Consider the following 20,132-nt stretch of genomic DNA (forward strand, 5'->3'; position numbering starts at 1 on the left):
CCCGGACCACCACCGGCGGCGGGCCGGACCTGCACCGATCCCTGTGGTCGCATAGGCTGTCCTGGCCTCGCGCACCTGCCGGAACCCAGAAACGAGACACTGCGTACCCGTGAAGCTCTTCATCCAGATCCCCTGCCTCAACGAGGAGAACACCCTCGCGAGCGTCCTCGACTCCATCCCACGGCAGATCGACGGCATCGACGAGATCGAGGTCCTCGTCATCAACGACGGCAGCACGGACCGCACCGTCGAGGTGGCGAAGGAGCACGGTGTGCGGCACTTCGTGCACCACACCACGAACATGGGTCTCGCCCGGTCGTTCCGCGACGGGGTGGACTACGCCCTGCTCCACGGCGCCGACATCGTCGTGAACACCGACGGCGACAACCAGTACCCACAGGCCCAGATCGCCGAGCTCGTGCAGCCGATCCTCCGTCAGGAAGCCGAGATCGTCATCGGCGACCGCCAGACGCGCACGATCGAGCACTTCTCCGGGTTCAAGAAGCTCATGCAACGCTTCGGCTCCTGGGTGGCGTCGCGCGCAGCCGGACTCGACCTGCCCGACGCGGCGAGCGGCTTCCGCGCCTACTCGAAGTACTCGCTCATCCGTCTGAACATCGTGACGCGCTTCAGCTACTGCATGGAGACCATCGTGCAGGCCGGGTACAAGCGTCTGGCGATCGCCTCGATCCCGATCACGACGAACCCGAAGACCCGCGAGTCGCGACTGTTCAGCAACATCTGGCAGCACATGTTCCAGTCCGGGTCCGCCATCGCCCGCGTGTACCTGATGTACCGCCCGATGGCGCTGTTCGCCTGGGTCGCCGCGATCCTCGGTGCGCTCGGCGCCTGGCCGCTCGTCCGCTACCTGGTGCTCCTCGCCATGCACACGGGCGGGAACCACCTGCAGTCGATCATCCTCGGCGTGGTCCTGCTCATCACCGCCCTGTTGGCGGTCGTGATCGGGGTCGTCGCCGACCTGACGCGGCTCAACCGCACCCTGGCCGAGGAACAGCTCGACCTGCAGAAGCTGCAGCGGTATGGCGACTGAGCGCGTGGTGGACCGCCTCGACCGACGGACCCGCTTCGCGCTCTGGCTCCGCCGTCCACAGGGATGGGTGGAGATCGTCGCATGGGCAGCACTGGCGGCGTTCGTGGTGTTCACGATCGGCCCCGCGCTCATCGGCCACGGCACGTTCCTGAACACCGGCCTGCTCAACCGGTACACGCCGTGGGGTGAGTCCTTCGAGACCACCACGGGGTCGACCAACATCCTGACGAGCGACACGCTGGACAGCGTGTTCCCGCAGACCACGCTGCTGGTGCGGAGCGCACACGAGGGCGTGTTCGCCGCGTGGAACCCGTTCGTCGCCGGTGGCGTCGAACTCGGCGGGGTGCCGAACTCCGGCGCGTGGTCGCCGCTGTCGCTGCCGTGGTGGATCCTGCCGTTCAGCTACGCGCCGGGTGCCGTGAAGCTGCTCGAGATCGTGGCCGTCACCGTCGGCATGTCGCTCCTGCTGCGCCGGTGGAGCGTCCCGCGCGCAGCCTGGCCGATCGCCTCGCTGGTCTTCGCCTCGTCGGGCTTCATGGTGGCGTGGTCGAACTGGCCGCAGACCCGCGTCGCCGCGTTCATCCCCCTGCTCTTCTGGGCCATCGACCGTGCCGCGGTCGAGCTCCGGGCGCGCGACGTCATCGGCGTCGGGGTCATCGTGTGCTCGATGCTGCTCGGTGGGTTCCCCGCCGTGGTCGGCTACGGCCTGTTCGTCGGCGGGATCTTCTTCCTGGCCCGTACGATCGTCGCCCACCGTGCGCTGCGCGGTGTGGTCCTCAGCGGGCTGATCGCCGTGGGCGGCATCGTCTTCGGCCTGCTGCTCTCGGCGTGGCAACTCCTGCCCTTCGCGATCAGCGCCTCGAACGTCGTCGACTTCGGCGGTCGCGGACAGCACGGCGGCAGCGGACTCGGGTCGCGGCCGATGGTCACCTCGTGGATCCCCGACGTCTCGTTCCTCGGCAGCTCCGGTGCCGCGTGGAGCAACCGCAACCCGGTCGAGGAGTACTCCTACATCGGCATCGCCGCGGTCGTGCTCATCGCCGCCGCGGTGCTCATCCGTCCGGCCACGAGCCAGCTGTCGGCCGACCGGGGCGTCCTCGCCCGCCGTCGCACCCGTGGTGTCCTGACGATCGTCGCCGCGATGCTGGCCTTCAGCGTCGTCCTCGTGTTCCTCGGCGGCCCGATCCTCGCCGCGGCCCGGGAGCTCCCCGTCTTCGACAGCAACCCGATCGGTCGCGCCCGCGTGGTCGTCGGGTTCTTCGCAGCGGCACTCGCCGGCATCGGCTTCGGTCGCGTCGTCGAGCCGGAGACCCTGCGTGACGAACTCGCCCGCTTCCGTGCCGCGAGCCCGCTCCGCCGGACCGGCCGGATCGTCGCGATCGTCCTCGTCGTGCTGTTCACGCTGTCCATCGGGCTGCAGACGATGCTCGCGCTCGAGGCGGTCCCGACCGAGTACGTCCACCAGACCAAGGTCGAGGCCCTGACGGTCGGCATCATCGGCGCCGCCGTGGGTGTCGCCGTGCTGCTCGCCTGGTTCTTCCGGTCGCGTGTGGTCCACGTCCTGGTGGCCGTGGCGATCGCCGCGATGGTCGTCGTCCCAGCGATCTCGGCCACGCAGAAGTGGTGGCCGATCGCGTCGCTCTCGACCTTCTACCCGACGACGCCGGCGCTCGCGTACCTGCAGCAGAACGTCTCCGACCAGGAGCGCTACGCCACCACCGGGAGTGCCACGCTGCCCGGCTCGGCCACGTACTACGGGATCCGCTCGGTCACGGGGCACGCGTTCCAGACCAAGGAGTGGAAGCAGCTCATGCGGTCGCTCGACCCGGACACGTACCCGACCGCCACCTACCTGAGCTTCTCGCCCAACCTGATCCCGTCGCTCGTCGAGTCGCCGATCCTCGACCGCGTCGCGACGAAGTACCTCGTCGCCGACCCCTCGGCACCGCTCGCCGGCACCACCGAGGACGGCGACTCCCAGACGAAGTGGTCCGACCTCACCGCGGACAACCCGTCGGTCGACTCGGCCACGAACTCCGGGCCGCTCAACGGCATCACGATCACCGGCCCCCCGGCGCTGACGACGTCGAAGGGCGGCATGACCATGACGGTCGCGGTGATCGCCGACGGCACCGGCAAGACACTGGCGAAGACCGAGAGCTGGGTGCCGGCGCTCGGCGGCGGACGGAACATCGCGCTGCCCGGCTCGGACATCCCCGCGGACACGAAGTGGCACGTCCGCATCACGATCACGGGGCAGTCGAAGCTCGTGCCGATCGGCACCGACGACGACGGCCACGCGGTGATGAGCATCACCCGACCGGTCTCCGGCGACGGCGTGTCCGTCGTGCACACGGGCGACGCCACCGTCTACGAGCGCGACTCGGCGCTCGACCGGGTGCGGTGGGCGTCGGGCCAGCAGGTCGTGACCACGGCCGCCGACCGGATCCGCACGCTCGCGGACCCGTCACTGCCCGACGACACGGTCGTCCTGAACCGCACGCCCGACCACACGGCCGGGGGCGGCGACGCCACCGTCGACCTGCAGGACGGCGACACGAACGAGACCGTGGCGGACGTCGACGCGTCCACGGGCGGCTGGCTCGTCGTGGCCGACTCGGTGCTGCGCCCCGGCTGGAGCGCCACGGTGGACGGCGAACCCAGCGACCTCGTCACGGCGGACAACGCCGGTGGCGCGGTCTGGGTGCCGAAGGGCCAGCACACCGTCCGCCTGCACTACGCGGTCCCCCGGGCAGCGATCGGCGGCCTGGTCACCGGCGGCGCGATCCTGGTGGCCGTCGCGGCCTCGGTGCTCGTGTCCGTGTCCGTCCGGCGCCGCCGACGACGCCGACCGGCAGACGCCGTCGACGGCCCGGCCACCGGTCCCGGCAGCGGCGCGACGGACGGTCCCGACGACCGTTCGGCCGACACCCTAGAATCAGCAGTCGATCCAACGCCAACGGCAACGCAAAGGAACCAGACCACGTGAAGATCCTCGTCACCGGCGGAGCCGGATTCATCGGCTCGAACTTCGTCCGTCGCACCCTGCAGGACGCCTACCCCGGCCTGGAGGGCGCCGAGGTCGTCGTCTACGACGCCCTCACCTACTCCGGCAACGAGGCGAACCTCGCCCCGGTCGCGGACTCCCCCCGCTACACCTTCGTGCACGGCGACATCCGCGACGCCGCGAAGCTCGACGAGGTCGTCCCCACGGTCGACGCGATCGTGCACTTCGCCGCCGAGTCCCACGTCGACCGATCGGTCCGCGACTCCGGCATCTTCGTCGAGACGAACGTCGTCGGCACCCAGCGACTGCTCGACGCTGCGCTCCGCCACGGCACCGAGCGCTTCGTGCACGTCTCCACCGACGAGGTCTACGGCTCCATCAGCGAGGGCTCGTGGGACGAGGAGCGCCCGCTCGAGCCGAACTCCCCGTACTCGGCGTCGAAGGCCGGCAGCGACCTGCTCGCCCGCAGCTACCACCGCACCCACGGGCTGAACCTGTCGATCACGCGCTGCTCGAACAACTACGGGCCGTACCACTTCCCCGAGAAGGTCATCCCGCTCTTCGTCACGAACCTCATCGACGACGTGCACGTCCCGCTGTACGGCGAGGGCAACAACATCCGCGACTGGCTGCACGTCGACGACCACACCCGCGGCATCGCGATGGTCCTGACCCGCGGCCGCGCCGGCGAGATCTACAACATCGGTGGCGGCACCGAGCTCACCAACAAGGAGCTCACGCAGCTGCTCCTCGACGCCACCGGCAAGGACTGGTCGTACGTCGACCGCGTCGCCGACCGGCTCGGGCACGACCTGCGCTACTCGGTCGACATCTCGAAGATCCAGGCCGAGCTCGGCTACGAGCCGCAGGTCCCCTTCGAGCAGGGCCTGGCCGACGTCGTGCAGTGGTACCGCGACAACCGTTCGTGGTGGGAGCCGCTCAAGGAGCGCGCAGCGATCGCATGACCCGGTACCTCATCACCGGCGCAGCCGGAATGCTCGGCCGTGACCTCCAGGCCGCGCTCGCCGGCCGCGACGTCACGGCGCGCTCACGCGCGGAGCTCGACATCACCGACCCGGCCGCGGTGGACGCCGCCGTCGCCGGACACGACGTCGTGATCAACTCGGCCGCGTACACGAAGGTCGACGACGCCGAAGACCACGAGGACGAGGCCTTCGCCGTCAACGCGACCGGCCCGGAGCTCCTGGCCGAGGCCGCGGTCCGCCACGGCGCGAAGCTCGTCACGGTGTCGACGGACTACGTCTTCGACGGCAACGGCACCGCCCCGTACGCCGAGGACGCGCCGACCGACCCGATCAACGCCTACGGCCGCACCAAGGCCGCGGGCGAGGCGTTCGTTCGTGAGATCGCTCCGGACACGTCGTACGTCGTCCGCACGGCCTGGATCTACGGTGCGCACGGACCGAACTTCGCCGCGACGATGCTCCGGTTGGCCGGCTCGCACGACACCGTGAGCGTGGTCACCGACCAGGTCGGTCAGCCGACGTGGACCGGCGACCTCGCCGCTCGGATCGTCGAGCTCGTCGACGGGGATGCCCCCGCGGGCGTCTACCACGGTACGAACGCCGGGCAGGGGTCGTGGTTCGACTTCACCCGCGCCATCTACACCGAGCTCGGGCTCGACCCCGAGCGCGTCCTGCCGACGGACAGCGCGGCGTTCGTCCGTCCGGCGCCGCGCCCGGCGTACAGCGTGCTCGGACACGACGGCTGGTCGCGCGCCGGCCTCGCGCCGATGCGCGACTGGCGTGAGGCGCTGCGCGCCGCGGTGGCCGCAGGGGCGTTGACGACGTAGGCACGGCAGTCGACCGGGAGGCCCGGATCACGTCCGCCGCGTCGCGGACGTGGTCCGGGCCTCCCGTCTCGGTCCCCTGCCGCACCCCGCCGGCGGCGCTCAGGGGCCAGCACGCCCGCCCTGGTAGGGTCGGGCAGCCGGGCGCCGGGCCGGTCCTCGGCCCCATCACCACGACGAGGAGACCAGCACCATGACCACCCTCCACGTCCTCGTCGACCAGGTCGTCGCCCCCGTTCCGGGCGGCATCGGGCGGTACGCCGAAGAGCTCGCCCGGCACCTCGTCGCCAACGCGCCGACCGGCTGCGACGTGGCCGGGGTCGTGTCGGCGGTCGGCTCCGACGAGATGGCCCACCTGCGCACCCTGCTGCCCGGTCTGTCCGACCTGCAGCGTCTGCCGCTGGCCCGCCGTGAACTCTCGCTCGCGTGGCAGGGCGGCTTCGTCGGTGGCATCGCGAAGGGCATGGTGCACGCGCCGAGCGTCCTCGCTCCCCTGGTCAAGCACGACCGCTTCCAGGACCCGGGCCGGCAGACCGTCGTCACCGTGCACGACACGGTGCCGTGGACGAACCCCGAGACCCTGACGCCCCGTGGCGTCCACTTCCACAAGGCGATGGTGAAGCGCGCGTGGAAGCACGCCGACGCCGTCGTCGTGCCCACCCACGCGGTCGCGAGCGCTCTGAACGAGATCCACCGGTTCGACGACCGACTCCGGGTCATCGGCGGCGCCCCGAGCGGTCGACTGCGGCTGCCCGTCGACGCCGACCTGCGCGCCGAGCGTCTCGGCCTGCCGGACCGCTACGTGCTGGCCGTCGGCACGCTCGAACCACGCAAGGCGCTCGGGTCCCTGATCGAGGCGCTCGCGCACCCCGACGCCCCTGCCGACATCCCGCTCGTGATCTCCGGCCCGGACGGCTGGGGCGACGTCGACGTGTACGGCACCGCCGAGCGCGCCGGGCTCGCCCGCGACCGGGTGAAGGTGCTCGGGCGGATCGACGACGCCGACCTCGCCGTGGTCTACGACCGGGCCACGGTGTTCGTGTTCCCGAGCCTCGCCGAGGGGTTCGGGCTGCCTGTGATCGAGGCCATGAGCTTCGGGACCCCGGTCATCCACTCCGACGACCCCGCCGTGGCCGAGGTTGCGTCGGACGCGGGCGTGACCGTCGCACGGGGCCCACTGGACTCCTACCCGGAACGGATCGCGCAGGCGGTCTACCAGGTGGTCAACGATCCCGTGCTGGCCGGGCAGCTCGCCGTCGCCGGACCCGACCGGGCCCGGATGTACGACTGGAGCGACTCCGCCGCCGAGACCTGGCAGCTGCACGCCGACCTCTGACGCCGCCGGCGTCAGCCCTTGTAGGCGTAGGTGGCGACCCAGTCGATGCACAGGTGGCCGGAGGCGCCCCAGTTGCCCACCTGGAACATGTAGCGGTGCGCCGTCTTCGGGACGTGCTTCGTGATCGTCTTGATCACCTTGCCGTCGAGGCGGTAGCTGACGGACTTCCCCGGTACCCAGTCGATCGAGTAGGTGTGCCAGGAGCGCCACGTGACGCCGGTGCTCATGCTCGTCGTGGTGGCTTCCTGCCCGGGCGTCATCGAGTGGTGGTGCAGCATCGGCTTCTGGTCGAAGTCCGCCTCGGGGTAGTCGATCTCGCCGTCCGACCACTTGTCCGACGATGGCCACAGCATGAAGGCCGCGCCGTTCCCGTTGCCGCCGAGGGCCTTGGCACGGACGATGAACTTCCCGCCCTTGTGTCCCCACGCCCCGGTCGGAGTGCCGAAGGTGCCGGCGGAGCCGTGCTTGCCGTCCAGCTTCACGTCCATGTACCCGTCGTGCGCGCTGATCTGCGTGCTCGAGGAGTACATCCCCCCGGTGCCGTCCGGGTAGGGTTGCCACGACTTCGCGTAGGTCTTCGCGAACACACCGTTGGCGGCCGCGGGGGTGTTGAAGTTCTCGCGGAAGGTCTGCTTGAACGGCCCGACGTCCGCGGTCGGTGCCGAGCTGGCGAACGCCGCGCTCCCCGACCCGAACGGTCCTGCGACGAGCACGGCGCCGAGGAGTACGACGGTGAGCGCGGCCCGCTTGGTTGCGTGTTGCTGCATGAGCTGTCACTCCCTGATGTGACGGTTCGCACCCGTTCCCGTGGGTGCCGGGCGGCCGGATCTCGACCACCCGCCGTTCACCGTAGTTGCGAAGTGCAGCCCGCGCGCGGGGTTGACAGGGCCGACGTATCCCCAGTACGCGGGGGTTGCAGAACGTTCCGTCCACGCCGAGAAAGTGCTGATCAGCACCGTGTAGCGTCCCCCGTTCTGGGGAGGCCGGCGGCGTCGTGCGGGTCCCTAGAGGGAGTCGCGCAGACGCGCAGCCTTCTCCTCGACGAGTCGCTCGAGGCCGTCGGCGTAGTCGGTCAGGCGAGCTGCGACCGCGGGCTCCGAGGTGCCGATGATCCGCGCGGCGAGCAGTCCGGCGTTCGCGGCACCGTTGATGGCCATCGTCGCCACCGGGATGCCGGCCGGCATCTGCACGATCGACAGCAGCGAGTCGAGGCCGTCGAGCCGCGCGAGCTGGACGGGCACGCCGATCACGGGCAGCGTGGTCATCGACGCCACCATGCCCGGCAGGTGCGCGGCGCCACCGGCACCCGCGATCACGACGCGGATGCCACGCTCGGCGGCGCCGCGGGCGAACCGGGTCATCTTGTCGGGCGTGCGGTGCGCCGACACGACGTCCGCCTCGAACGGGATGCCGAGTTCGGCGAGGATGTCGGCCGCGGCACGCATCGTCGGCCAGTCGGAGTCCGACCCCATGATGATCGAGACGAGCGGCTGGACGGGTGCGTCGGTGTCGGTCACGCGACGAGCCTAGCCGAGCAGCACGCGGCGCCAGGCGTCGTCGTCGCGGCCGATCGTGCGCACCTGGGTGACCCACCGGACGGCCCGGTCATCGGCCGTCCCGCGCTCGACGGCGGCGCGCACCGCATCACGCCATGCCCCGGCGTCATCCGGCACCGCGACGGCCCCGTGGGCTCGTGCCACGGCGTACGAAGGCCGGTCGGAGACCACCGCGGGCAGGCCGAGCGCGGTGTACTCCAGGAACTTCAGGTCACTCTTGGCGCGGTTGAACTCCTCGTCGCGGAGGGGCGCGACGCCGGCGCTCCAACGCTCGCGGTGTGCCACGAGCCAGCGGGAGAACGCCGGGTAGTGGCCGTCCGGCACCTCCACGCGGCGGAACCAGTCGGCGCCGCCCTCGTCGGTGACCCCGATGACCTCGAGCCGGATCGGTGTGCCGTCGGCGGTGGCCAGGTCGGTGAAGACGTCGCGCAGGAGTTCGAGGTCGGCGGCGTGGGTGAGCGTGCCCATGTAGAGCACCCGGTGCTCGCCGTGCGGGCGCTCGTCGTCGTCCTCGGTCGCTCCGGGGGTCCAGAGTCCGGGGTCGAGGGCGTTCGGCACCACCGTGACGTCGCGCGCGACCGGACGCACGACGTCGGCGAGTTCCGGCGTGCTCACCACGACGGTGTCGGCGCCCCGGACCAGTGCGTCGATCGAAGCGAGGCGGTCCGGGTCGTACTCGGCCCGGGACAGTCGCTCGCGCCCGGCGTCGGTGAAGAAGTCGTCGTCGACCTCTCCGACGACGCGGATCCCCCGTGCTGCGGCCACGTCGAGGAACGTCTGCACGGCGTCGCGCGGCAGGTTGTCCCGCTGGACGAGGACCGCGGTGTAGGGGGTCGTGTCGGTGCCGTCGACGAACGCGCCGGGGTCGACCTGCCGGACCCGCGCGGTACCGCTCGCGGCCAGGTGTTCGGTCCGCCGGACGACCCGCACGTGGGCGGACGCGGGGTGCGCGCCGCCGCCGCCCGCGACGACGTAACCCAGGATCGGCAGCGGTGTGGGCCCGGACCCGGCGGCGCGCGGCCCGGGCGCGGGCGCGGGCGCGGGCGCGGGTGCGGTGGGTGCGGCAGGTGCACCGATGACGGCTCGGCGGAGTCGGCGAGCGGCCCGGCGGACGAGATCACGCGGCATGCGCCCATCATCCCGCACGGAGCGACCCCGCCACGCCGCACCGTCAGCGCCGCACCGTCAGCGCCGACCGACCGTCACCGTCAGCGCCGCACCGTCAGCGCCGACCGACCGTCACCGTCAGCACCGCACCGTCAGCGCCGACCGACCGTCACCGTCCGGCAGGCGCCCACGAGCCGGTCCGCCCCGAGCCCCACGTTCCGGGCGACCGCGCACACCTTGTGCTTGCCCGCCCTGACGGACACCGTGCCGGCGAACCCGTGTGCCGCGCCGGCGCCCCAGGTCCGGTCGACGTCGGCGCGCGTCCGGCCCGCTGACAACGACTGCACGCGCCGGCCGTCGACGCTGACCATCACCGAGGTCGCGGTCGCCACGGCGTCGCCGTCGAACGCCCAGCCGCGCAGGCTCACACCGCCGGACACCGCCTGCACCGACTCGAGGGCGCCGTACGGATCGTGCCGGAAGGCTCGGACGGTGGCGCACCCGAGCGTGGTGTCCGAGCCGGCGCCGATGTTGACCGCGGTCACGCAGACCCGGCGAGCGCCGGCTGCAGCGGGGACGACGGCCTCGAAGCCGTGGGTCGCTCCGACGCCGGCGGCCGCGTCGACGTCGGTGCGGCGGAGGCCGGCGGTCACGGCTCCCGCGGCGACGCCGTCGACCGTGGCACGAACCCGGACGGGCTGGGTGGGGTCGTCCTCGTCGAACGCCCAACCCCGGACCCGGACGCCACCGCCGGTGCCGGCGACGACCTCGAGCGATCCCTGCGGAGCGAGGTCGGCCGCGGGGACCCCGAGCCGGGCGTTCGCGACCAGGGCCTGGGCGTAGGAGGACCACCACTTGCCCGCAGCCGGGGCGCCGTTGCAGGTGCCGTCGCTCGCGCCGGGGGTCTTCACCCACAGCAGGGCGTCGAGTGCGGTGCCGTCGGTGGCGACCCGGGGCGAGGTGCCGAGTCCGGCGCCGGGACCGTTGCACCAGGTCCCGCGCCAGCCCTGTCCGTTCCGCGAGGTGTCGATCACGTAGTGCGAGCCACCGGTCGCAGCGGACACCTTCTGCGCGTAGGCCTGCTCCTGGGCGGTCGGGTAGTAGTTGGCGACGTTCGTGAAGAACCCGCGGGCCTGCTGCACGCCCGCGCTGTTCAGCCGGGCCGCCATGGTCGCCGGTGGCACCCAGTTCGAGTTGCCGGCGTCGAGGTACGCGGGCACGCCTGCGGCGGTGAGCCCGGCGACGGTGCGGGACAGGATCCGGTAGCGCTGGTCGTCGAGCGTGGTGCTGCACTTCGCGTTGCTGAGCATCGCGAGGGAGTCCGGCTCGACGATCACGGCGGCGCGGTGTCCAGCGAGCGCCGCGGTCACCTGGTCGACCCAGGCGTCGTAGGAGGCTTCCGAGAACCCGCCGGCGGAGTACCCGCCGCAGTCCCGGTCCGGGATCGCGTACAACACGAACACCGGGGTGGTGCCGGAGTCGTCGGCGCCCGTGACCGCAGCGCTGATCGTCTTGGTCAACTGGGCGCCCTGGGTCCACTCGCCGAGCCAGGTCGCGACGGGGTACCGCGCGATCGTCGAGGCCGCGGTGGCACCGGCGGGGTCCGAGGCGGCGAGCGCGGTGGCCGCCTTGGCTGCTTCGCTCGTGGGTGACCGGTACGGACCGGCACCGTACAGGGACGCAGCCGGTGCGGACCGGATCGTCGTGGCGGACGTGGCAGCGGACGCGCCGCTCACCGGCAGCAGCGCGCCGGCGAGGGCGGCGAGTGCGACGGCGGTGCCGCAGAAGACAGCACGGCGCGGACGGCGGCGCATGGACACACTCCTCGGACGGTCGACCCCTGACCGGTCCATGGGAACACGGGCCGTGCGCGGGTCACCACCCGCCAGTGCGGGTGCCACCCGAGCGGGTGTCGGCAGTCCTGGGGACGCGCCGGCCGCCCTGGACGCGACCCGCGGACGGACAGGAGGCCCGTGGCGGCGTCGCCACGGGCCTCCCGCCACCGGCACGGCCGGACCGCCGCTGGCGCGTCGTTCCGGGACCTGCGGCGTGGGCCCAGTCCGTCATCCGCCCGGTCGACGGACCCGGTGTCAGTCGTCGAAGTGCGCCGCCGCTGCGCGCGCCCGGTAGACGACGTCGTCGACGTCGTCGCCGATCACCGTGACGTGGCCGATCTTCCGACCCGGGCGCGGTGCCTTGCCGTAGAAGTGGTACTTCGCCTCGGGGAACGCCTCGAGCGCAGCCGGGTAGCGGGCGGCGAGGTCGCCGTCGGCCGGTCCGCCGAGCACGTTGATCATCACGGCGGCCCGGGCGAACGACCCGGTGGCACCGAGCGGCAGGTCGAGGACGGCGCGCAGGTGCTGCTCGAACTGGCTCGTCGTCGCACCGTCGATCGTCCAGTGCCCGGTGTTGTGCGGGCGCATCGCGAGCTCGTTGATCAGGATGCGCTCGTCGGCGGTCTGGAACAGCTCGACGGCCAGGACCCCGGTGACCCAGAGCTCCTCGGCGATCCGGACCGCGATCGACTCCGCCACGTCGGCGATGCGTCCGGCGCTGTCGGGCGCGGGGGCGATGACCTCGGCGCAGACACCGTCGCGCTGCACGGTCTCGACCAGCGGCCACGCGACCACCTGGCCGGAGGGGCGACGGGCGACGGACTGCGCGAGCTCGCGGGTGAACGGCACGAGTTCCTCGGCGAGCAGGGCCTGGTCGCCACCGGCCTCGGCAACGGCGATGAACCAGTCGTCGACGTCGGAGGGGTCCGACACGACCCGGACGCCCTTGCCGTCGTAGCCGCCGCGCGGCGTCTTCACGACCGCACGGCCGCCGTGCTCGTCGAGGAACGCGCGGAGCTCGTCGGGGTCGCGCACCGCCGCCCAGTGCGGCACCGGGAGGCCGAGCTCGCTGAGCTTCGTGCGCATCGTGATCTTGTCCTGGGCGACCGCGAGCGGGCCCGGGCCGGGCCGCACGGCGACGCCGGCGTCGACCAGGGCGCGCAGGACGTCCTGCGGCACGTGCTCGTGGTCGAACGTGACGACGTCGACGTCGCGGGCGAACGCCAGGACGGTCTCGACGTCGTGGTAGTCGCCCTCGGCCGTGGCGGCGATCGATGCCGACATGCCCGGTCCCTCGGCGAGGACCCGGATGTCGATCCCCAGCTCGACGGCGGCCGGCACCATCATCCGTGCCAGCTGTCCTCCGCCGATGACCCCGACGCGCAACGCCATGCTGTGTGATCCTTCCGGCGTTCGCACCATCCGGGGTGAACGCGTTGTCTACAATCGCTGTTCGGGTCGCACTGTGCACGGCCCGCGACAACTCTACGGATCCTGGAGGGCACGTGCGGCGCCTCATTGCCCAGCTGGCACGCTTCGGCGTGGTCGGCGCCGTCGGCTTCGTCGTCGACACCACGGTGTTCAACGTCCTGCGCATCACCGTCCTGAACCCCGATGACGTGCACTCCGGGCCGTTCTGGGCGAAGGTCATCTCGACCGTGGTCGCCATCTTCGTGAACTGGATGGGCAACCGGTACTGGACGTTCCGTGAGCAGCGCCGTGCAGTCGCGACGCGGGAGGGCGTCGAGTTCGTCGTCGTGTCGCTCGGTGGCATGGTCATCGCGCTCGCGTGCCTCGGGGTGTCCCACTACGCGATGGGACTCACCTCGGTCTTCGCCGACAACGTCGCGAACATCGTCGGCCTCGTGCTCGGCACGGTGTTCCGCTTCTGGCTCTACAAGGTGTGGGTGTACCACCCCGAACGCACCGCCACGGTGCCCGCGGCGGCCGACGTCACACGCCAGGACTCCCTCTAGGATCGATCGGGTGACGGCCCACGAGACCACCACCCGCACCCCCACCGGCACCTGCACCACCGCGCCACTCCGCACGGCTCGGTGGGAGCGTGTGGCGATCGCCGTCGTCACCGCCACCTTCGGCCTGTGGCTCGTCGCCTGGGCACTGGTCGTCCCCGTCTTCCAGGCGCCGGACGAGACCGCCCACATCGACGCCGCCGTGCACGTCGCACTCGGCGACGACTGGGCCGCGCCCGGTGAGTTGCACGTCACGAACGCCGTCGAGGCCGCGAAGGCCGAGCTGGCCACGAAGCCGTCCAGCCAGTGGTCGACCGTCAGCGAGCTGCTGCAGAACGCACCCGGGCCGTCCGCGACCGTCAACCAGATGACCCAGCACCCGCCGACCGCCTACCTCGCCGGTGCCGCCGTGCTCCGGGCCGTGGACTTCGGCGACCTGCGGTGGGACCGGGCGTTCATCGCGCTCCGACTCGCCGACGTCCTCGCCGTCACCGCACTCCCCCTGCTCGCATGGGCGTCCGTCCGCCGGGTGACCCGTTCCCCGCGCGCCGCTCTCGTCGGCGGGCTCGCGGTGTTCGCGACGCCCGAGCTCGCGTCCATCGGGTCCTCGTTCTCGAACGACGCCCCCGTGCTGCTCGTCGCCGGCGTCGTCGTGTGGCTCGCCACCCGGCTGCTGACCGGCGACACCCGGTGGCGCACCACGATCGCCCTGGCGGTGGTCCTCGGCGCCCTGGTCTGGATCAAGGGGACCGGTCTGCCCGCGGTGCCGTTCGTCGCCGTCGCCGTGCTCGTCGCCGGTGCCGGGGTGCTGTCCCTGCGGCAACGGGTGGTACGCACCGTGGTCGCGATGGCCGTGTCGGGGGGCATCGGCGCGTGGTGGTGGATCCACAACTGGTTCGCCTACGGCCGGATCCAGCCGAACGGCTACGCGTCCATGCGGCCGCCGAAGGACTTCCCACCGGGCGAGCACCCGACCCTGGGACACTTCCTCGACGTCAGCTGGGGAACCCTGGCCCGCACGTTCTGGGGCAGCTTCGGTGCCCGGGCACAGGTGAGCATGGGCGACCTGCTCACCGCCGTCCTGACGATCATCGTCCTGGTCGTCCTGGTCGGCTGGGCGTTCCGGCGTGGCCCGGACCTGCGGGTGGCCCTGTGCCTGGCGGTGTTCCCGGCCCTGCTCATCGGCATCCAGAACGAGACGAGCGCGGGCGCGTACCTCCGGACGACCGAGGTCGCCGCCACCCAGGGCCGCTACTACTTCCCCGCGATCCTGTGCCTGATCGTGCTGAGCGCCCTGGCCTGGCGCCGCCTGGTGCCCGCCGGACGCGCACGCTCGTGGGTCGCGGTGGGCCTGGCCGTCCTGCTGCCCGCCGTGGGCGTGTACGGGTTCGCGGTGGCGTCGGCGTGGTTCTGGAACGCCGCCCTGTTCCCGGTGACGGGCCGCGGTCTGCTCCGCTACACCGAGATCGGGCCGGTGCCGCCGTCGGTGCTCGTCGTCGTCGTGGCCCTGGTCGCGGTCGGGCTCGTCGTGTCGGTCGTGCAGGTCGCCCGTGCCGACCGTCGAGTGGCCGGGCTCGCGTCGTGACCACGCGTCGCACGTGCGGCTGACGGAGTGGACGCCCCACGAGACGGACGGGAGGCCCGGTTCCAGCTGGCACCGGGCCTCCCGTCCGTCGTCACGCGCGTCGGGTGCACCCCGATCGTGAGCAGGAACGGTCGGGTCGCGCACCGCGGACCCGACCATTCCTGCTCACGGAGTGCGCGTCAGGCAGCGGGGACGCCACCCTCGACCGCGGAGGGGTCGTCGGTCGGGCGGTTGCGCCGGAACCACGTGGGTGCTGCGGCGCAGAGCAGGAACAGCCCGTCGACCGCCAGGCTCCAGACACGGGTGACGACCACCACGACGAGGGCGATGGGCACCGGCATCACGATGGCGAGGAGCAGCGCCTGCACACCCTCGCGGACGCCGAGCCCACCGGGGGCGAACACGGCGAGCATGCTGATCGCCGAGGCCATGCTCGCGGCACCGATCACGAACGCTGCGTCACTGAGCTCGAGCGACGGGTACACCGCCAGCGTGATGAAGTAGTACGCGGTGCCCGACAGGATCGCACCGGCGACGTAGAGCCCGGCGCCGCCGAGCACCGTGCCGAGGTTCGGGCGGACGTCGGGCTCGAGCGGCTTGCGGCGCAGGATCTTCAGCGCGATGCCGATCAGGAAGACGAAGACCCGCGGGATCAGGCAGACGACGCAGCCGACGAACGCCGCGACCATGAGCGCGATGAGCCACGGGTCGAGCGCGTGCGTTCGGGGGTCGATGAGCAGCAGCACGAGCGCCAGGGCCAGGGTGGCGGCGATCTGCAGCGCCCCCTCGAGCAGGCCGCTGACGCCGAGCCGGGCCTTCGAGACACCGTGCTTCGAGGCGAAGTAGACCTTGCCGATGATCCAGGTCGCGGCCCCGGGGATGTAGCGGCCCATCCAGGACTTCGCGTACACGTAGGTGAGCGTCACGCCGGAGCCCTTGAGGCCGGTCGCGCCGAGCCGTCGCAGCAGGTAGAACCAGATGCCGACGCCCCAGTAGCGGAACCCGAGGCTGATCAGCGTCGCCACGACGACCCAGGACCACTGCCAGTCGAGCCCGGCGAGCTGCCCCCAGTCGACGCTGCGGACGTACAGCACGAGGAAGACCGCGAGGAGCACGTAGAAGACGATCGGGACCGCCTTGACGAGGAACCGTCGCCAGGTCGGCGGACGCTTCCCCTCGGGGGCCGGGGCGTCGCTGGTGGTTCCTGACAAACGGGTCTCCTGCCGGTGCTGCTGAGCTCAGGACATGCTAGCCGCTCCGGTGTGTGCGAAACTTGCCGCCGACACGACCGACCGAACACCGACACGAGGATGCCGTTGCCCAGCCAGCCACGGGAGAGCGCCCGACTCGAGTTCACGTACCTCGACGGGCTTCGAGGACTCGCAGCCTTCGCCGTCGTGTTCCACCACACCTACCTGTTCACCGGCCTCACCGACGCCGCGAAGACGGACATGCCGTGGATGCGTCCGATCATCGGGTGGGGCTACCTCGGTGTCCCGCTGTTCATCGTGCTGTCCGGCTACGTGCTCATGCTGCCGGTCATGACCCGCTCCGACGGCTACCGCGTACCCGGCGGCTTCTGGAAGTTCATCTGGCGACGTGCGCGACGGATCCTCCCGCCCTACTGGGCGGCGCTGGTGTTCTTCGCCCTGGTCGTCTTGTTCGTGCCGGTGATGCACAACCCGAACGGCACGCAGTGGGACACGAAGCTCCCGATGGGGTGGGGCGCGTTCCTGACGCACCTGTTCCTGGTGCACGACTTCTTCCCCACGTACATCGGCAAGATCAACGGGCCGATGTGGAGCGTCGCGATCGAGTGGCAGATCTACTTCCTCATGGCCCTGCTCATCCTGCCGATGTGGCGCCTGCTCGGCGGGTGGGTGACGACCTCGGTGCTCGTCGCGGCCGGGCTCTGGATGGGCGTCGAGAACCGGTACGCCTCGATGCACCCGTGGTTCGTGGGGCTCTTCGCCATCGGCATGCTCGCGGCGGCGATCACCGTGCGGGCCCGCGACGCGCACCTCGAGGGACGGCTCCGGTTCCTCGCGCCGCGGTGGACCGGCTGGGTGACCGGCGCCCTCGTCGTCGCGGCGACCGCGGCGATGGTCCTGATGTTCGCCTCGCGTCGTCTGTACTTCCAGCAGCAGACCTGGCCGTCGGAGATCGCCATCGGCGTGCTCTCCGGGATCGTCCTCACCTGGCTCGGCGTGGCCGCCGTCACGGGACACCACACCTGGTTCTCGCGGTTCCTCGCATGGCGGCCGTTCGTCCTCGCAGGACTCGTCTCGTACTCGGTCTACCTCTTCCACAGCCCCTTGCTGGCGTTCGGCAACCTGCTCCTGCTGCCCCTGGGGCTCTCGACGAAGTGGCAGTTCCTCGTCATGGTCGTCGTCGTGGTGCCCGTGACGATCGCACTCTGCGTCGGCTTCTGGTGGCTGGTCGAGCGCAACTTCCTCAACCAGCGGCAGCGTCACGCCGCCGCCGAGGTCACCTCGCGGGAGCCGATCCCCACCGTCGAGACCGTCCAGCCGGTACGCGAGTCCAGCGTGCGCTGAGCGGCCACGCCCCGTGCCACGGCGGCTACCATGGCCCGGACGCGACGTGGGCGACAGGGCTCCACGCATCTCGACAGGGAAGACGAGACCGCATGCGCAGATCCAGCAGAAGACTCCTCGGCCTGGGCACGGCGACGGTGGTGGCCGGGGCGATGACACTCGTGGCCGGTCCAGCGTGGTCCGAGACAGCAGGCACCGCGACGGCGTCGGCCGGCTCGAGCGCCGGTACCAGCGCGAGCACCACCGCGACCGCGACCGGGACCACCACTGGGCCGTCCGTCGCCGAGATGGACGCGAGCGGCAACCACGTCATGGGGGCCGGCATCGCAGCACACGCCGGGCAGACCCGGGTGGCCGCCGACCTGCCGGTCGGGCCGACACCCCTCGGCACGAACACGAAGGTCGCCGCCGCCGCGGCGAAGCGCCCGACGGGCAAGATCAACGGCATGGACGTCAGTGCCTGGCAGCCGAACGTCGACTTCACGGCGGCGTACGGACTCGGCGCTCGCTTCGCCTACATCAAGGCGACCGAGGGCGTCTCGTACGTCAGCTCGACGTACGCGTCGCAGTACCGGAACGCCAAGAACGCCGGCTTCATCCGCGGCGGCTACGTGTACGCCCAGCCGAGCAAGGCCAGCGGCGCGGCGACCGCGAACTACTTCTTCGCCCACGGCGGGCAGTGGACGGCCGACGGCGTCACGCTCCCCCCGCTGCTCGACATCGAGTACGGCACCGCGGCCCAGGGCGTCTGCTACGGCAAGAGCTGGCCGCAGATGCGGTCGTGGATCGCGGACTTCTCGGCGACCGTCTACAAGAAGACGCACCGCTACCCGGCGATCTACACGACGACCGACTGGTGGAAGCGCTGCACGAACAACAGCATCCGGTTCGCGAAGAACCCGTTGTTCGTCGCGATCTACCCGGTCAAGGACTTCTCCGGCCCCGGGACCCTCGGGGCCAGCTGGAAGTCCACCGGGTGGCGCTTCTGGCAGTGGGCGGCCAGCGGGACGCTCCCGGGCGACCAGGACGTCTACCGCAGCGCGGACGGCGCGAACCTCCGCGCGTTCGCGAAGAAGACGGAGTAGCCCCGCCGGACGTCAGCGGGTCTGGCGGGTGGCCTCGGCGAAGTCGGCGTCGAGGGCGGTCGCCATCCGGGCGACGCCGTCGGCGAGCTGCTCGCGGACGGCGTCGCGGTTCGCGTCGAGCGCCTCGAGCTGGGCCGTGACGTCGTCGACGAACGTGGGTTCGAGCGCGGCCTCGATCGGTTTCGAGAACTCCTGCTGACCCATCTGCTCGAAGAACAGTCGGCCCTTGTCGACGTAGTAGAGCACGGCGGCCGGGACGCCCGCGATGGTCGCGACGATGGCGGAGTGCAGGCGGCTCGCCAGGAACAGGCGGCTGCGGGACATCAGACCCGCGTACTCGGCGGGCGAGAACTCGTCGGCCTCGACCACGTGGGTGCGGTCGCCGTGCTGCATGAGCGCGATGACCTCGCGCGCGAAGGCGGCATCGCCCTCCGAGGCCTCCATGTGCATCGGGTAGAACACGACGTCGGCGTCCCACCGGTCGATGACACGGTCGGCCAGGTCCGCGACGGCCTGGCGGTAGGTGACGAGTCGGTCGCTGTCGACGCCGGTCTGGCGGAAGCGCTTCGGCAGGAAGCGGAACGGGATCCAGCCGCTGCGCTTGTAGTGGAACCAGCGGCGGACGCCGAACCCGATCGAACCGTCGAGACGCTCGGCGGTGAGGCCGGTGGTGCGCTCCAGGCGCTCGAGCACACCGGCGTCCGGCGCCGTGACGGTGCCGACGACGGCCGGGTCGAAGGACGAGACGATCGGCGTCGTCACGCCCCACGCCAGGAGCTTCTCGCGGGACTCGTCGTCGCGGACGGCGAACGAGCGGCACAGGTCGACGGTGGCGCGGATCAGGCGCTTGCTGACGCCGGCGGTGGTCGGACCGATGCCCTGGAAGGCCCCGACCAGGTTCTCGTTGACCGCACGGACGAGCAGCATCTTGCCGAACCAGTACACGAGGCCGAGCTTGTTCGTGTAGTCCTTGAGGATCTCGCCGCCACCCCACAGGACGACGTCGGCGCCGCGCGCGGCACGCAGCAGGGCGAAGAGGTCGCCGATGCCGGTGCTGTACGGCGACACCGGCAGGAACCGGATCCCGAACCACGCGGCGTCCCGCTCGGGGTACTGCGACAGCGAGACGATCTCGGCGTCGGGCCACCGTCGACGGACGAGCTCGACGTTGCCGGCGAGGATCGCCCGGTCCCCGCGGTTGTGGGGCGAATCGCTATTGTGGATCAGAACGC

General features: G+C 71.4%; 16 protein-coding genes. 9 read left to right on the top strand and 7 right to left on the bottom strand.

Annotated features, from left to right (window positions below; genetic code table 11):
• The first annotated feature begins 109 nt into the window (after positions 1-109).
• The 5 genes from OGL88_RS07975 (at position 110) to OGL88_RS07995 (ending at position 7,204) form a co-directional block, all read left to right on the top strand.
• On the top strand, positions 110-1,051 hold the full coding sequence (locus OGL88_RS07975) for a glycosyltransferase family 2 protein (RefSeq protein WP_138803750.1): 942 nt from the start codon (positions 110-112) through the stop codon (positions 1,049-1,051).
• Positions 1,041-4,040 carry a hypothetical protein gene (locus tag OGL88_RS07980; protein WP_263091043.1) on the top strand — a complete coding sequence of 1,000 codons (3,000 nt, stop codon included), beginning with the start codon at positions 1,041-1,043 and terminating at the stop codon, positions 4,038-4,040. The genes OGL88_RS07975 and OGL88_RS07980 overlap by 11 nt, the downstream gene beginning before the upstream one ends.
• Positions 4,037-5,023 carry a dTDP-glucose 4,6-dehydratase gene (gene rfbB / locus OGL88_RS07985; protein WP_159573664.1) on the top strand — a complete coding sequence of 329 codons (987 nt, stop codon included), beginning with the start codon at positions 4,037-4,039 and terminating at the stop codon, positions 5,021-5,023. Before OGL88_RS07980 ends, rfbB begins: the two co-directional genes overlap by 4 nt.
• Entirely contained in the window at positions 5,020-5,871 is an 852-nt protein-coding gene (rfbD, locus tag OGL88_RS07990; RefSeq protein ID WP_263091046.1) for a dTDP-4-dehydrorhamnose reductase, read from the top strand. Before rfbB ends, rfbD begins: the two co-directional genes overlap by 4 nt.
• A 190-nt stretch (positions 5,872-6,061) precedes the next feature.
• The gene (locus tag OGL88_RS07995) at positions 6,062-7,204 is read left to right on the top strand and encodes a glycosyltransferase family 4 protein (RefSeq protein WP_263091049.1); all 1,143 of its coding nucleotides are present in this window, start codon (positions 6,062-6,064) and stop codon (positions 7,202-7,204) included.
• 11 nt (positions 7,205-7,215) lie between these two features.
• On the opposite strand, the gene OGL88_RS08000 is transcribed toward OGL88_RS07995, so the two are convergent.
• From OGL88_RS08000 to OGL88_RS08020, 5 genes are all read right to left on the bottom strand, one after another.
• Positions 7,216-7,971, bottom strand: coding sequence for a glycoside hydrolase family 16 protein (locus tag OGL88_RS08000; protein WP_263091050.1), 756 nt, complete (start codon positions 7,969-7,971; stop codon positions 7,216-7,218).
• Positions 7,972-8,208: 237 nt separating this feature from the next.
• The gene (gene purE, locus OGL88_RS08005; protein ID WP_228505476.1) at positions 8,209-8,676 is read right to left on the bottom strand and encodes a 5-(carboxyamino)imidazole ribonucleotide mutase; all 468 of its coding nucleotides are present in this window, start codon (positions 8,674-8,676) and stop codon (positions 8,209-8,211) included.
• Between the two features lie 54 nt (positions 8,677-8,730).
• Positions 8,731-9,888, bottom strand: coding sequence for a hypothetical protein (locus OGL88_RS08010; protein WP_263091051.1), 1,158 nt, complete (start codon positions 9,886-9,888; stop codon positions 8,731-8,733).
• Positions 9,889-10,019: 131 nt separating this feature from the next.
• Positions 10,020-11,681 carry a glycoside hydrolase family 6 protein gene (locus tag OGL88_RS08015; RefSeq protein WP_263091053.1) on the bottom strand — a complete coding sequence of 554 codons (1,662 nt, stop codon included), beginning with the start codon at positions 11,679-11,681 and terminating at the stop codon, positions 10,020-10,022.
• A gap of 276 nt (positions 11,682-11,957) precedes the next feature.
• On the bottom strand, positions 11,958-13,094 hold the full coding sequence (locus tag OGL88_RS08020) for a 5-(carboxyamino)imidazole ribonucleotide synthase (RefSeq protein ID WP_263091055.1): 1,137 nt from the start codon (positions 13,092-13,094) through the stop codon (positions 11,958-11,960).
• Between the two features lie 113 nt (positions 13,095-13,207).
• On the opposite strand from OGL88_RS08020, the gene OGL88_RS08025 reads away from it, so the two are divergent.
• Both OGL88_RS08025 and OGL88_RS08030 read left to right on the top strand, forming a co-directional pair.
• Positions 13,208-13,678 (top strand): GtrA family protein, encoded by a 471-nt coding sequence (locus tag OGL88_RS08025; RefSeq protein ID WP_263091056.1) that lies wholly within the window; start codon positions 13,208-13,210, stop codon positions 13,676-13,678.
• A gap of 10 nt (positions 13,679-13,688) precedes the next feature.
• Entirely contained in the window at positions 13,689-15,260 is a 1,572-nt protein-coding gene (locus tag OGL88_RS08030; RefSeq protein ID WP_263091057.1) for a DUF2142 domain-containing protein, read from the top strand.
• Positions 15,261-15,439: 179 nt separating this feature from the next.
• Here the strand turns inward: OGL88_RS08030 and OGL88_RS08035 are convergent, their stop codons facing one another.
• Positions 15,440-16,471 carry a flippase-like domain-containing protein gene (locus tag OGL88_RS08035; RefSeq protein WP_263091060.1) on the bottom strand — a complete coding sequence of 344 codons (1,032 nt, stop codon included), beginning with the start codon at positions 16,469-16,471 and terminating at the stop codon, positions 15,440-15,442.
• A 105-nt stretch (positions 16,472-16,576) separates the two neighbouring features.
• Here OGL88_RS08035 and OGL88_RS08040 point away from each other — a divergent pair, with 105 nt between their 5' ends.
• Positions 16,577-17,815 (top strand): acyltransferase family protein, encoded by a 1,239-nt coding sequence (locus OGL88_RS08040; protein ID WP_263091062.1) that lies wholly within the window; start codon positions 16,577-16,579, stop codon positions 17,813-17,815.
• A gap of 92 nt (positions 17,816-17,907) precedes the next feature.
• A complete protein-coding gene (locus OGL88_RS08045; protein ID WP_263091064.1) occupies positions 17,908-18,900 on the top strand; it encodes a GH25 family lysozyme in 993 nt (330 codons plus the stop codon).
• Between the two features lie 12 nt (positions 18,901-18,912).
• Here the strand turns inward: OGL88_RS08045 and OGL88_RS08050 are convergent.
• Positions 18,913-20,132: polysaccharide pyruvyl transferase family protein (locus OGL88_RS08050; RefSeq protein ID WP_263091067.1), on the bottom strand; the 1,220-nt coding region annotated here is incomplete at its 5' end.

Source organism: Curtobacterium sp. RIT-PI-V, from assembly GCF_025642935.1.
Lineage (GTDB): Bacteria > Actinomycetota > Actinomycetes > Actinomycetales > Microbacteriaceae > Curtobacterium.

Excerpts from the sequence above, each read along its gene's own strand:
- OGL88_RS07995 (WP_263091049.1), top strand. The coding sequence starts at position 6,062 with ATGACCACCCTCCACGTCCTCGTCGACCAGGTCGTCGCCCCCGTTCCG.
- rfbD (WP_263091046.1), top strand. The coding sequence starts at position 5,020 with ATGACCCGGTACCTCATCACCGGCGCAGCCGGAATGCTCGGCCGTGAC.
- purE (WP_228505476.1), bottom strand. The coding sequence starts at position 8,676 with ATGGGGTCGGACTCCGACTGGCCGACGATGCGTGCCGCGGCCGACATC.
- OGL88_RS08015 (WP_263091053.1), bottom strand. The coding sequence starts at position 11,681 with ATGCGCCGCCGTCCGCGCCGTGCTGTCTTCTGCGGCACCGCCGTCGCA.
- OGL88_RS08000 (WP_263091050.1), bottom strand. The coding sequence starts at position 7,971 with ATGCAGCAACACGCAACCAAGCGGGCCGCGCTCACCGTCGTACTCCTC.
- OGL88_RS08020 (WP_263091055.1), bottom strand. The coding sequence starts at position 13,094 with ATGGCGTTGCGCGTCGGGGTCATCGGCGGAGGACAGCTGGCACGGATG.
- OGL88_RS08010 (WP_263091051.1), bottom strand. The coding sequence starts at position 9,888 with ATGCCGCGTGATCTCGTCCGCCGGGCCGCTCGCCGACTCCGCCGAGCC.
- OGL88_RS08045 (WP_263091064.1), top strand. The coding sequence starts at position 17,908 with ATGCGCAGATCCAGCAGAAGACTCCTCGGCCTGGGCACGGCGACGGTG.
- OGL88_RS07980 (WP_263091043.1), top strand. The coding sequence starts at position 1,041 with ATGGCGACTGAGCGCGTGGTGGACCGCCTCGACCGACGGACCCGCTTC.